The 12,826-nt window shown below is 44.2% G+C and carries 11 protein-coding genes; 9 read left to right on the top strand and 2 right to left on the bottom strand.

Going from position 1 to position 12,826, the window contains the following annotated elements; all coding sequences use genetic code 11:
• The first annotated feature begins 112 nt into the window (after positions 1 to 112).
• The 3 genes from AB4Z45_RS30270 (at position 113) to AB4Z45_RS30260 (ending at position 3,740) form a co-directional block, all read left to right on the top strand.
• Complete coding sequence (locus AB4Z45_RS30270) at positions 113 to 541, top strand: pentapeptide repeat-containing protein (protein ID WP_441913087.1); 429 nt, start codon at positions 113 to 115, stop codon at positions 539 to 541.
• A 1,074-nt stretch (positions 542 to 1,615) separates the two neighbouring features.
• The gene (locus AB4Z45_RS30265) at positions 1,616 to 2,971 is read left to right on the top strand and encodes a hypothetical protein (RefSeq protein ID WP_441913085.1); all 1,356 of its coding nucleotides are present in this window, start codon (positions 1,616 to 1,618) and stop codon (positions 2,969 to 2,971) included.
• A gap of 100 nt (positions 2,972 to 3,071) precedes the next feature.
• Positions 3,072 to 3,740 (top strand): DNA alkylation repair protein, encoded by a 669-nt coding sequence (locus tag AB4Z45_RS30260; protein WP_441913083.1) that lies wholly within the window; start codon positions 3,072 to 3,074, stop codon positions 3,738 to 3,740.
• A 7-nt stretch (positions 3,741 to 3,747) separates the two neighbouring features.
• Here AB4Z45_RS30260 and AB4Z45_RS30255 read toward each other — a convergent pair whose 3' ends face one another.
• Positions 3,748 to 5,133 (bottom strand): MFS transporter, encoded by a 1,386-nt coding sequence (locus AB4Z45_RS30255; protein ID WP_441913081.1) that lies wholly within the window; start codon positions 5,131 to 5,133, stop codon positions 3,748 to 3,750.
• A 122-nt stretch (positions 5,134 to 5,255) separates the two neighbouring features.
• On the opposite strand from AB4Z45_RS30255, the gene AB4Z45_RS30250 reads away from it, so the two are divergent.
• Both AB4Z45_RS30250 and AB4Z45_RS30245 read left to right on the top strand, forming a co-directional pair.
• Positions 5,256 to 5,561 (top strand): ArsR/SmtB family transcription factor, encoded by a 306-nt coding sequence (locus tag AB4Z45_RS30250; protein WP_441880985.1) that lies wholly within the window; start codon positions 5,256 to 5,258, stop codon positions 5,559 to 5,561.
• Between the two features lie 80 nt (positions 5,562 to 5,641).
• Positions 5,642 to 7,210, top strand: a complete 1,569-nt coding sequence (locus AB4Z45_RS30245; protein WP_441913079.1) for a sensor domain-containing diguanylate cyclase — start codon at positions 5,642 to 5,644, stop codon at positions 7,208 to 7,210.
• A 52-nt stretch (positions 7,211 to 7,262) separates the two neighbouring features.
• Here the strand turns inward: AB4Z45_RS30245 and AB4Z45_RS30240 are convergent, their stop codons facing one another.
• The gene (locus tag AB4Z45_RS30240) at positions 7,263 to 7,934 is read right to left on the bottom strand and encodes a class I SAM-dependent methyltransferase (RefSeq protein ID WP_441913077.1); all 672 of its coding nucleotides are present in this window, start codon (positions 7,932 to 7,934) and stop codon (positions 7,263 to 7,265) included.
• Positions 7,935 to 8,063: 129 nt separating this feature from the next.
• Between AB4Z45_RS30240 and AB4Z45_RS30235 the strand changes: the two genes are divergently transcribed.
• The 4 genes from AB4Z45_RS30235 (at position 8,064) to AB4Z45_RS30220 (ending at position 12,676) form a co-directional block, all read left to right on the top strand.
• Positions 8,064 to 8,639, top strand: coding sequence for a GNAT family N-acetyltransferase (locus AB4Z45_RS30235; protein ID WP_441913075.1), 576 nt, complete (start codon positions 8,064 to 8,066; stop codon positions 8,637 to 8,639).
• A gap of 116 nt (positions 8,640 to 8,755) precedes the next feature.
• Positions 8,756 to 8,992, top strand: coding sequence for a hypothetical protein (locus AB4Z45_RS30230; RefSeq protein ID WP_441913073.1), 237 nt, complete (start codon positions 8,756 to 8,758; stop codon positions 8,990 to 8,992).
• 73 nt (positions 8,993 to 9,065) lie between these two features.
• Positions 9,066 to 10,799, top strand: a complete 1,734-nt coding sequence (locus AB4Z45_RS30225) for an ABC transporter ATP-binding protein (protein WP_441913127.1) — start codon at positions 9,066 to 9,068, stop codon at positions 10,797 to 10,799.
• Positions 10,796 to 12,676, top strand: a complete 1,881-nt coding sequence (locus AB4Z45_RS30220; RefSeq protein ID WP_441913071.1) for an ABC transporter ATP-binding protein — start codon at positions 10,796 to 10,798, stop codon at positions 12,674 to 12,676. Before AB4Z45_RS30225 ends, AB4Z45_RS30220 begins: the two co-directional genes overlap by 4 nt.
• Positions 12,677 to 12,826: the final 150 nt, after the last annotated feature.

The following is a 12,826-nucleotide window of genomic DNA, read 5'->3' as shown; positions in this document are numbered from 1 at the left end:
CTACTATATATCATTTATTTCAATACATGAAATTGTGAATATTATTTTGGACAGAAATCAGCTGTTGTTTTAAACTAGAATAGAATTCATACGTTAATTTGGAGGGAAAAATATGAAATTAGAAAATCAAAAAGAGATCCTGACAATCGTTAATTCAGATGTTACAGCTTCCAGCTTCAAAAATGTTTGTGCGGAGCAGGTCACGCTTAACTGTTGCAACCTTAGCGGTATGAATATGAATGATGTGAATTTAACGGGATTACATATCTCTGATGCTAATTTGAGTGAGTTTGTTATTGACGGTGCACAGTGGGGCGGAGCCCATTTCCGCAACATTGGATTCGGTAATCCAAATCAGCCTGATGTTGAATTCAACAGAACACCTGTGCAATTAACCAATTGTAATTTACATCAAAGCGTATTTACGGATTGCAATTTAAAAAACGCTAAATTGGACAACTGCGATATTTCTGGTTTAACTATAAACGGAATTGATATCGAAGGTTTAATTAAACAGTTTGAAGCTATGGAGAAAAAATAGGAATAAAGCAGCTTTATCCAGCGAGGCACAATTACTTAAAGCCGTAAAAAGTTCGCCAACAAGGCAGCCTTTTGCGGTTTTTTTAGAATAAATGGGATGAGTTTTGCGAGTAGGAGTTGTTCGCGATTTAGACGTGTCAGTAACGGACATGGAGGACGCTATTTTTGCGGTTAACGTACAATCGGTTTGCTAACGGACATAGGATACGTTATGGATGTGAAAAGAAGTAAAATTATGACTTTTGAAGCTGAATAAGGTCCTCTATGTCCGTTAGTTTGCAAAAAAGGGTGAAAATGTAGCAAATAGAGTACCTGATGTCCGTTAGCAAAGCAACATTGATCTAGATTGTCACGTCTCTATAATATCTGATCGAAAAATAGGAGGAGAGCAGCTATTCGAAACCATATTTTAACTGCTTTGCCGATTCATTTGTTGGCATGGGCAATGATTCTTACGGCAATGTTATTTGATCCATTTCAATGGTTTTTAAACCCGATCGTTAATAATACTCCAGCTTTTTTAACCGTTTCAAGATGGTTGGCTCAATCATTGCTCATAACGGGACTAATTGGCTTCTCCATATATAAGTTAAGAACGAGTCCCCAGCTGACAAGAAAAGATTTGAACGTTGTTTCCGTACATGTTTTGTTTTCTATTGTTCATATTGCAGTCGTTAGTGCGGGTATTTTTATAGCGGTCGGCTTTGAAGATTTATAGTATATTTTTATCATACATAAGCAAATGGATGCTGCGAATTAAATGTATTTCTATATGAAGGCTGCCTTGGGGCAGTCTTTTTGTATTGTTAGGTCGGCCTGATTGAACAGTGAAATTGAAGAAATTGGTCAAATGGATGAAGTCGATAAAGCGGTTCTTGAGTGGTGCAAGGTTATCTCTGCTAAAGATAAAAACGAATGAAATAGTGTATGACAAAACAACGTTGACATCTGGGCAAAGAAAAACTTAATAAATAAAATATATTTATTGACACTTTCATTTTTTAGCTGGTATACTATGGAACATTACTCATACCCGATTAAAAACATCGGAATTAGAAGCATGGAGGCAATGTTCATGAAAAACACAAAAGCATCATACACAAAACTGCTATTAGCACTCCTCTTATCTTTCTCTGTTATCTTTACACAATCAGCAGCCTTTGCGGCTCCGTCTGAAGCAGCGGCACTAAAGGAAGATGGCGCAGCACAGTATAAGCAGTTTTTGAAAGAAAAATTTAATGTCAGCCTCTCCAGCAAAGTGACGAAGGGTGAATTCATTGAAGCAGTAGCTGATATTCTTGGTTACGAGCCATCAGGCAAAGAGGTCACTTTCTCCGATGTAAAGCCAGATAACAAGCTTTATCCGGCAGCGGCAGCTTTGTATGAGAAAGGCATTTTGTCTGGCCCGGCCATTCAAGGCGATCAAGTACTTACAAGCGCTGTAGCGATTTCCATTGCGGTAAGAGCAGCAGATTTGAAGGAGCTTGCTTATACATACCCGGCTGTTAAAGTAAACAAAGTACTAACGAAGCTGAACGTTAAAAGCAGCGCGCTTGGCACAAAAGGTGCGCAAGAAGTTGCAGCAGCAGTAGATACAGGATTGCTGCCAGTTGAATTTTACACAGGCTTCAAACCAAAAAATGCAGCAAGCGATCAATTGATCCACACGCTGCTTGGTAAAGTGCTTATTACAAAAGGTCTTTACAAAAAGTATATCGGTTATGTTAACGACAACGATATTTTCCAAAAGCTAAGCAGCGCTTACGAAACTTCTGATATTATCGATGCGCCTAAGCTGCAAAAGCTGGTAAATACTGCTTTGGAGCAAAGCTTGATCACAGGCTACAACATCAAGGACTCCCGTTTCAATGCTAACTTCATCGATTCTTTGTCTCTAATTTACGGTCATTCCGATTTTAATCACGCGATTCAGCTTATTGGTTTGCTTCGCAGTGAAGGCCTAAATGCGAAAGTGCAATTCGAGCCAAAAACATCCGCATTTATTTTTCTAGCAGAATGGGGCAACCCTGGTCCAAACGTAGTTAAAATTTCAAATGGCAACTATATTTCGTATTCCAAAGAGTATGACCTTGAATTTGAATTTGCAACTGCGGCAGATAAAGCAGCTTTCCAAGATGTTGTTCTAGCTTATGCGAAGAAAGATAAAGAGGATCAAGCAGGACTTATCGTTGCATCATGGTGGCAGCCGCTTTACTACTCACAAACTGCACTGAAGGATTATGAAATTATTACGAACAACTTTATTACAGATCCAGACAGCCCTTATACTGTTAACCCGTTCTCGCTTAATGAGGATTCTGCGAAGGTCGTTGCAGGATTTAAAGCCATTGATCCTAATGTCATCATTACGCCTACTCAATTCTGGGTAGATAAGCCATTCTTTAGATATTTGCATAACGAAGCGGCTTAATAAGATTATTTGGCAAAATAGTTACGATGAAGCAGTCCTGACCATCATTGATGGTTAGGGCTGCTTTGTGTTATCGTTCAAGAAAAGGAGCTGGTATTTGATGACTGCAATTGCGCATGCTTTGGAAGCAAAGTTCAGGGAGCACGCCAATCCGGAGACGGCTCAGCCTATGGAGGCTTACATGCGCGGCCAATTTATTTTTCTTGGCCTAAAGACTCCAGAGCGAACGCAGCTGCTGCGCGAGTTTTGGAAGCAAAATGAAAAGCCAAAGGGCGAGGAACTGCTGCAAACTGCAGAGCAGCTTTGGCTGCTGAACGAGCGAGAGTTCCATTATGTGGCGATGGGTTTGATGGAAAGATACAGCAAAGAGGCTGAGCCTTCACATATCGACAGGCTGGAGCGGTGGGTAACGACCCATTCTTGGTGGGATACCGTTGATTTTCTAGCAGCGCATTTAGTCGGTAGTCAGCTCTCGAAATATCCGGAATTAACAGCGGAGTATACGGAGCGCTGGATCGATTCAGATCAGATGTGGCTCCGGAGAACTGCTTTGTTGTTTCAGCTTAGGTACAAGCATGATACGGATACAGATCGGTTATTTGACTACATACGCCGCACGAAGGACGAAAGCGAGTTTTTCATTCGCAAAGCGATCGGCTGGGCGCTTAGAGAATATGCAAAAACCGATGCAGCCTGTGTGCATCGGTTTGTAGAAGAAACGCCGCTCTCGCCGCTTAGCAAGAAAGAGGCGTTAAAGCATATCGTTTAGCTTAACGTCAATTTGACTCATCGAGCTGCTGCTTTGAAGAGAAATAGTACAGCCACGATGCTGCAATGGCGAAGGCGGCAATGACACCCATTCCCCAAAATATATTTGAAAATGCGCGGCTAAGCGGAATACTGCTTTGTGCCGCGAGAACGATACCGCTAATCGCTACGCTGAAAGCACCGCTAATGAATTGCGACAGCTGGAATAAGCCCATTCCAGCACCTACATGCTCACTTGGTAAAATTCTTGACAGCTCGTTAGAAACGCCCGAGTTTAACGCGGAGAAACTAACGCTCATCACGATATAAATTGCCATGACAACGTAGATGGATTGATCCGCGAACAAGGCGAAAGAAACAGCAGCGAGCAAGAGAAAGCAAGGAGTTAGCCGAAGCAGCAAGCTGTTGCCGTGTTGATCAATGATTTTTCCAATGCGATTGGAGGAAAGCATAGCTACAATGGCTCCCGGAAAAATAATGAGACCTGCTTGACCTGGTGTCAGCTTGAACAGGTGAATAAGCACCTGAGGCAGCAAAAAAAGTGTAGAAAAATTGTTAATGTAAGATACAACACCAAGTGTAATCAGACGAATATACCTTTTATTGCGGAACAGAGTAGGTTGAACAAAAGGATTCACTGCACGATTAATCCGTATCCAAAATAAGATTAGTGCAAGTATTCCGCCAATAAGAGCAATTAAAAAATGGTTCGTAATATAGAGCAGAACACCTGTGGAGCCAATTCCGACAAGCGCTGCACCGAGGATATCGAAGGACCCCTTGTTCGTTGCTTCAACCGGCAGCAGTCGATAAAACACAGGAATGAGTAAAAGTGAGATTCCAGTAACGATAAACAGATCGTTCCAGCCTAAATATTGTGTTATAGCACCGCCGATGACGGGGCCTAAACCAAGGCCGAGTGATGCAGCCGAAGTAATAAGTGCCATGGATTTGCCCCGGCGAGCAAGTGGAATGAATCGTGTAATGAGCACGATGGTTAAACTAAGGACGGAGCCCGCTCCGCAAGCTTGAATAAGGCGCGCGACAAGCAGCAGTACATAATGATGACTAAAATAACCAAGCACTGATGCGCCGCCCATGGCGATTAAGCCAATCGTGAGCAGCAGACGAATCGGAACAAAGTCAGAGAGTCTGCTGTAGGTAATCGATGAAATGGCAAATATAATAGAATAACCCGTTATGATCCATGAAGCTGCCGATGGGGATAGCATAAACTGAGCCGTGACTTGAGGCAAGGCCAGATTAAACATCATCGTATTCATGATCACAATAATTACGGTTAAACCTAGCAGCGGGATAACGAGACCGTCTCTAAAGGCGGGCCGCTCCTCGGTGAATAAGGGTGGGGCAGTAACAGCGGCACTGTTTCTCATATAGAACCTCCAAAGTTGTCTCTTTATCTATTTTCATTGTACGAATATTATCGTACAATGAAAATATAGCATGAGCTATGGTATAATGCAATAAGTACTTAATGAGAGAGGTGCGTATGCCTTTGAAAATATTATTCCATCCCAATCGTGAGGATATTGAGCTTACTTCTGTTTTATATGCATTAAGTGATCCTATTCGGCTTAGCATTGTTGTCGCTATTGTTAAGCATGGCGAGCAGTCCTGCGGCCACTTTGATCTTCCTGTCGTAAAGTCTACAATGACGCATCATTTTCGTACATTGCGTGAAGCGGGTGTAGTGAATGTTAGAAAGCAAGGCACCCAGCATTTTTTGACGCTGCGCACAGAGGATTTGGATGCTCGGTTTCCAGGCCTGTTAACGGCCGTTATTCAACCGGCTTCTGTATAGACTAAAGTAAGGACTATTTCTTTTCTCGCCCATATACGCTAAAATAAGGCTGTACTTTGGCAACGAGAGAAGGAACAACTGTGGGTACACGCAAAGGCTTAAAACTTCGATTCGTCTTGGGGCTGTTCGTAATCGGCTCTGTTATCTTAACCGCCATCATCGGCGGTTATTTTGCATGGACGACAAATAAGACTTCACTAACGTCGGGTTATTTGGAAAGCAATTATCAATATGCGCAAAAACTGTCCTCTAATACGAAAGAATTATTGGATATTATTAGCAACAATGTTGATGCCATAGCTGCAAGAGCAGGCATACAAAATATATCGCAAAAGGAATTGGATAGCTGGTACGATGCGAATGAGCAATATTTTAATGCGATTATCATTGTGGATTCCAATCGTAAAGTGATGTTATCTAGTTTGTCAAGCGGAGGAGTCAAGGCAGGGGCAGTGCTGAACTCTTACGCATCGAAGCAAGCGGTTGAACAGAAAAGACCGCTTATTTCAGAGCCTTATGTTGGGTCAACAACAAACCAGCTTCTTATGCTAATTTCTTCACCCATATTTAATGAACAAGGCGAATATGAAGGTTTTGTAGCTGGAACCATTTATTTGAGCGAGAGCAACGCGCTTAGCAAATTGCTCAACGAACATTTTTACGGAAACGGCTCTTACGTCTACGTAGCAGATAAGCAAGGCCGCCTTATTTTCCATCCGGACCAACAGCGAATTAATGAAAAAATTGCCTCAAATGAGGTTATTAATAAGGCATTAGCTGGCCATAGCGGATCGCAGGAGATCGTTAATTCAAAGCAGAATCGTTATTTTGCGGGTTATGCGAACGAGTCGATAACCGGTTGGGCCATCGTTGCACAAACGCCTGCATCAATTATTGATAAGCCGTTAAATGAATTGATATGGAGTATACTGCTGCAATTTCTCCCGTTATTTATCGTAATCCTGCTGCTTGCGTGGTATGTTTCCCATTTAATATCGAAGCCTCTATTTGAACTAGCTGCTTTCTCAGAGGAAGCGATTTTATCAACAAAGGCGATACGTTCCAAAATGCCCAAAACAAATTCTTACATCTATGAAGTGAGACAGCTTAATCAAAGTATAAATAACCATTTTAATTTACTGAACAAGGAAATCCGATTGGATGGGCTTACGGGACTTGCGAATAGGAAAACATTTGATTTGACCATTCAGGAGTGGATTGCCGAGGATATACCGTTTGCGCTTATACTGCTGGATGTTGACCATTTCAAAAAAATTAACGATCAGCACGGGCATCTTATAGGAGATGAAGTATTAATCTATACAGCTGCGCAAATAAAAGCATTTTCCAGAAGTCACGATCTTAGCTTCCGCTACGGCGGTGAAGAGTTTGGCATACTTGTTAAGCTAGGAAGCATTCCTACGGCAACCAATATTGCGGAGCGGCTTAGAGAAGGAATCGCTGCTGGCGTGAGTCCGACTGGCAGTCCAATCTACGTTTCAATCGGCATTTCAATGTCGAGTGGGAAGGCGAAGGATGCGAAGGAAATAATTGAAATGGCGGATCAAGCGCTTTATCGCTCGAAGGAAGCAGGCAGAAACCGAACAACGGTTTACGACAATAAGCCATTAAGCGGACGAGAGGATTAGTTGTTCGGTTAAGGCTGCTCTGCTCCATACGCCATTCATCCTAAATAGAAAATCATACTGGTTTGTTTAACAGTACTCTAAAGCAATATAACGTTCCCCACATATTTGAGCTAATTGCAGTAGAGCTGGGCGTCGCCTCAAATTCGCCGCCATATGTGAGTCCTGCGGATTCGGCGGCGCGTTTGAGCTGCTGCAAGTCAACGGTCGGATAATCGAAGGTTAGCGCGATCCGGCCTCCTGGTTTCACTGTTCTTGCGAATTCTTTTAAGCTGAGGTCCTGATCTACATGTCTTAGATGCTCAAGCACAGAAATACAGAAGATGATGTCAAAATAATTATCCTCATAAGGCAGGTCAGTTATACTTGCCTGAGCATATTGAACCTTGGACCAGCCTTGGTGGTTGGTTATTAACTGGAGAGCTGGCTGTCCTACGTCCTGAATAATTTCCTGAGAAATAGCCTCCCACGAGCTAATGCGCGCATCGAAATCGCAAGCATGCACCTCCTTGCAAACGCCGCCCAAATAAAATTTTAATGGGTGCGAAATGCCGCAGGCTGCATCCAGTACGATATCATTTGGTGAAATGAGCGTTCGGCACCATTCATACTCGTAGGGACGGCTCCACCAGGTTTCAGGCAAAGGATAGATAAGCGTATCTATCCTCGGATCAGTCGATGTGAAGAAGCGTGCTTCTTCGCGGCTGTGCTCATTTGGATTTAACATGCATTATTTTCCTCCCGCAAACGTGATTATATGGCAAGTTCACATGCAAGGGTCATTTTACAAGCTTATGATGCAAGGGAAAGATTATGTATTTTACGTGTTTGTATGATGGGAAAAGGGGTTGAATAGATGGGTGCGTCATTCTCATTTCAGACGTTTCCGCGAATAGAGACGGATCGTTTTATTTTGCGAAAAACAGAGCAGCGGGATGTGCATGAATTGTTTGAGCTTTATTCCAATGATGATGTTGTCAAATATACACCGCTGCTGCCTTTCTCGGCAGAAGACGAGGCATGGCAGGAAATAAATTGGCATTTGGAGATTTATGCTCTACAAATAGGCATCAGATGGATAATTGAAGAGAAGAGCTCGGGTAAAGTAATCGGCACCTGTGGGTTTTTACATTATTTGAAGGAGCATGCCCGTACGGATTTAGGTTATGATCTATCTCCAAGCTACTGGCGGAAAGGGATTATGAGTGAGGTAGCGGCTCCCATTATCGCTTTTGGCTTCAACAGCATGAAGCTGCATTGCATCGAGGCAAAGGTAGATCCGTCAAACACTGCATCGATCAACTTGCTCTGTAAGCTCGGTTTCAAACAGGATAGTCAGCCAAGGGAATTTGAGTTTGAGGATGGGAACTTTATTGAGCTGCTTGTATTTACGATGCTGCGCAAGGAGTTTGAATTATTGCACGCACGTTAGCGTCTTTCGCAAAGGACGTTTTCATCGTATAATAGGAGGAAGCGAGCCGCAGGAAGCTAAATGTATGCTTGCTCGGTGGTGCTGCTTTATAATACTTTTTTTGGGAGGCATTACTAATGTCTATTAGCAAGGCGAGAAAAGCAAGGCAGAAGCTGGCGCAGCAAGGGCGCATGACACCGGATGCACTGCGGGGCAGCTGGCTGGGCGTCAATCCAACGATCAAACGTACACCTACTTTGCAGGAGAAGCAGGCGAAGCTGAATAAGAAACACCGAAGGAATCACGCGAATTACAGCGATGGTTCCTTTTGTATTTATAAGGGTTGTTTGGTTTGGGAGAAGCAGGTTGGCTGATTTTGAATTTCGTGATTTTACTATGGTAATATGAATACGTACATAATGAAATACTGAGCGGAGATGATATTGCCTGTTAAAACTATTTCGTGAATTGAAAACGTATTGGCTAATGATCGCTTTCGTGTTCTTGCTCGTATTTTTGCAATCGCTGTCAGAGCTTTATCTGCCTACGTTGATGGCGGACATTGTAAATATCGGTATTCTAAAAGGCGACACGGGTTACATTGTAAAGCTGGGAGGACTAATGCTGCTCATTACAGCAGCTGGCGTTGTGTTCTCGATTGCTGCCAGCTACTATTCTTCAACCATCGCAGCAGGCTTTGGGAAGCGAACGCGGAGCAAGCTGTTTGCCCATGTCGAAAATTTTTCTTTGCAAGAGTTTGACAAAATCGGAACGGCCTCGCTTATCACGCGCACAACAAATGATGTCACGCAGGTGCAGCAAGTGCTAATTATGATGCTCCGTATGATGGTTATGGCGCCAATGATGTGTATCGGCGGTATTATTATGGCTGTCTCCAAGGATGCGACTTTGTCGCTTGTGTTCGTCGTTGTCGTTCCGATACTTGCCGGAACGATTATTTTTATTGGCTCCAAAGGTGTCGTTCTCTTCAAAGCGATGCAAATCAAAATCGATAAGCTCAATTTGGTGCTGCGCGAAGGCTTGACGGGCATACGCGTTATTCGCTCCTTCAATCGAACGACATTTGAGCAGCAGCGATTCGAGCGGGCAAATAAAGATCTGACGGATACCGCGATTAAAGTAAACAAGGTCATGGCATTTATGATGCCGATTATGATGCTTATTCTCAACTTGTCCAGCGTAGCTATTTTGTGGTTCGGCAGTATTCGGATCAACAATAACGACATGCAAATTGGAGATTTAATGGCTTTTCTTCAATATGCAATGCAAATTCTTTTCTCGCTCATCATGGTGGCGATGATGTTTATTATGGTGCCACGCGCTTCGGTATCTGCCGTTCGGATTAATCAAGTGCTGGAAATGCAGCCGGATATTCAAGACGCGCATGATGCTGAGAATGGTGTGCAAAGGGAAAGAGGCGGAGAAGTCGAATTCCGCAATGTTACATTCAGCTATCCAGGGGCGGAGAAGCCTGCATTATCAGAAATATCGTTTATCGCGAAATCAGGGGAAACTACGGCCATTATCGGAGGCACGGGTTCAGGAAAGTCGACGCTCGTCAATCTGATTCCCCGTTTCTATGATATTGAAGCTGGCAGTGTGCTTATCGATGGCGATGATGTGCGTCTCCTATCGCAGCAGAGCTTGCGGGCGAAGATTGGCTACGTTCCTCAGCAAGCGGTGTTGTTTACTGGAACGATCAGCGACAATATTAGGTACGGCAAAGAAAATGCGACTGACGATGAGGTTAAGCATGCGGCAGCCGTTGCGCAAGCTGCTTCTTTTATCGCGGAAATGCCGGAAGGTTATGATTCCATCATTGCACAGGGCGGCACGAACGTATCAGGCGGTCAGAAACAGCGTCTGTCGATTGCGAGAGCGCTCGTCAGGAAGCCGAGTATTTATATTTTTGACGATAGCTTCTCTGCACTCGATTTCAAAACAGACTCTCAGCTGCGAGCGGCCTTGAAGGAAGAAACACAGCATGCCGCCGTTCTGATCGTTGCACAGCGCGTGAGCACCGTCATTCAAGCGGATAAAATAATCGTACTTGATGAAGGCGCGATTGCGGGCATTGGCAATCATGCGGAGTTAATGGAAACAAGCAGCGTGTATCGTGAAATTGTGTCGTCGCAGCTGTCAGAGGAGGAGATCGCATGAGTGATCATCGGTATGATAAGAAGCCCTCTGGCATGGGCGGCGGTCCGAGATTTGGTCCTCCTGGCAGAGGTCCAATGGGCGGGATGGGCATTCCGGTGCAAAAGGCGAAGGATTTTAAAGGTACGCTTCGCAGATTGCTCGCTTACTTAAGGCCGCAACGGATGAAGCTCATTGTAGTCGTAATAATGGCCGTTCTAAGTACCATATTCTCTATTGTCAGTCCTAAGCTGATGGGGAATGCGACTACTGAAATATACGAAGGCATTACGGGCAGCGGTGTTAATTTTGATGCGATTATGCGCATTGTCCTCGTTCTGCTTGGACTGTACCTGCTCAGCTCATTGTTTGCTTATGTGCAGCAATATGTCATGGCAGGTGTTGCTCAAAAAACGGTTTACCAACTGCGCAACGAGGTGAACAAGAAGCTGGCTCGACTGCCGCTTTCATTTTTTGATTCCAGAACACACGGAGAGATTTTGAGCCGAACCGTCAATGATGTGGATAACATTAGCAATACGCTTCAGCAAAGCTTGACTCAGCTCATTACTTCAATGGTGACATTGATCGGCGTTATTATTATGATGCTGACGATTAGTCCGCTACTGACTGTTATTTTGCTGCTTACGCTGCCGCTTAGCTTTTTTGTGATTAAGGCAGTAGCTTCAAGGTCTCAGGGGTATTTCAAATCCCAGCAAGCGGAGCTTGGGCAATTGAACGGACATGTAGAGGAAATGTACACGGGACATAAAATCATCAAAGCTTTTGGCCATGAGCGCAGGTCAGTTGCTGAGTTTGATGCCATTAACGAACGGCTTTATCATTCAGGTCGAAAGGCGCAATTTATTTCCGGTGTGATGATGCCGCTGATGTCATTTATTAACAACATCGGCTATGTGCTGATCAGCGTTGTTGGCGGTATTCTCGTCACGCGTCACGCGATCAAAATCGGCGATATACAAGCTTTTATTCAGTATGCAAGGCAATTCTCACAGCCGCTGACACAGACCGCGAATATAGCAAATATTATCCAGTCGACAATTGCATCGGCGGAGCGGGTGTTTGAGCTGCTTGATGAGCAGGAAGAAAGCGCGGAACCAAGCGGAAAAGATGCAGCAGTTATTGCTGCGCCGCAAGGGAATGTTCGTTTTGAGCATGTAAAGTTTGGTTATAAGGAAGATGCTGTCCTGATTGGCGATATGAACATCGACGTGAAGCAAGGGCAGATGGTTGCCATCGTTGGTCCAACAGGTGCCGGTAAAACGACATTAGTCAATTTGCTGATGCGTTTCTATGAGATTAACGAGGGCAGCATTACGGTTGACGGGGTGAACATCACCCAGCTGCGCCGGGGAGATTTGCGCATGCTGTTCGGGATGGTGCTGCAGGATACATGGCTGTTTAATGGCACTATTCGTGACAATATCGCTTATGGACGCGAAGGTGCAACGGAGACAGAGATTGTGGATGCAGCTCAAGCGGCACATGCCGATCATTTTATTCGGACGCTGCCTGAGGGCTATGATACGGTGCTGAATGAAGAAGCTTCCAACATCTCGCAGGGTCAGAAGCAGCTGCTCACGATTGCAAGAGCCATTCTTGCCGATCCGGCTATTCTTATCCTTGATGAAGCGACGAGCAGCGTGGATACAAGAACAGAAGCGCAAATTCAGAAAGCGATGGGCAGGCTGATGGAAGGCCGAACAAGCTTCGTCATTGCCCATCGTCTATCAACCATTAAAGATGCGGACATGATTCTCGTCATGAACCATGGCGATGTGATCGAGAAAGGCAGCCATGACGAGCTCCTAGCCAAAGGCGGCTTCTATGCCGATTTATACAACAGCCAATTCTCCACTGAACCAGGCTCCGTAGCATGAGTTACTGTTTGGCGTGCTTAGCTGCAGGGGAACCTGCTATAAGCACGAGCATGTTGTATTACATCGGATTTGGTAAAAATTGATTTAAGCCTATGTCATGCAACGGATGCGAATCAATGACTCGCAAACAATCACGTCAAGCGGGATTAA

Source organism: Paenibacillus sp. MCAF9, from assembly GCF_052114265.1.
In the GTDB taxonomy this organism is placed as follows: domain Bacteria; phylum Bacillota; class Bacilli; order Paenibacillales; family Paenibacillaceae; genus Pristimantibacillus.
Note: the sequence above shows the minus strand (reverse complement) of the source record. Positions and strands in the feature narration are given on the sequence as shown.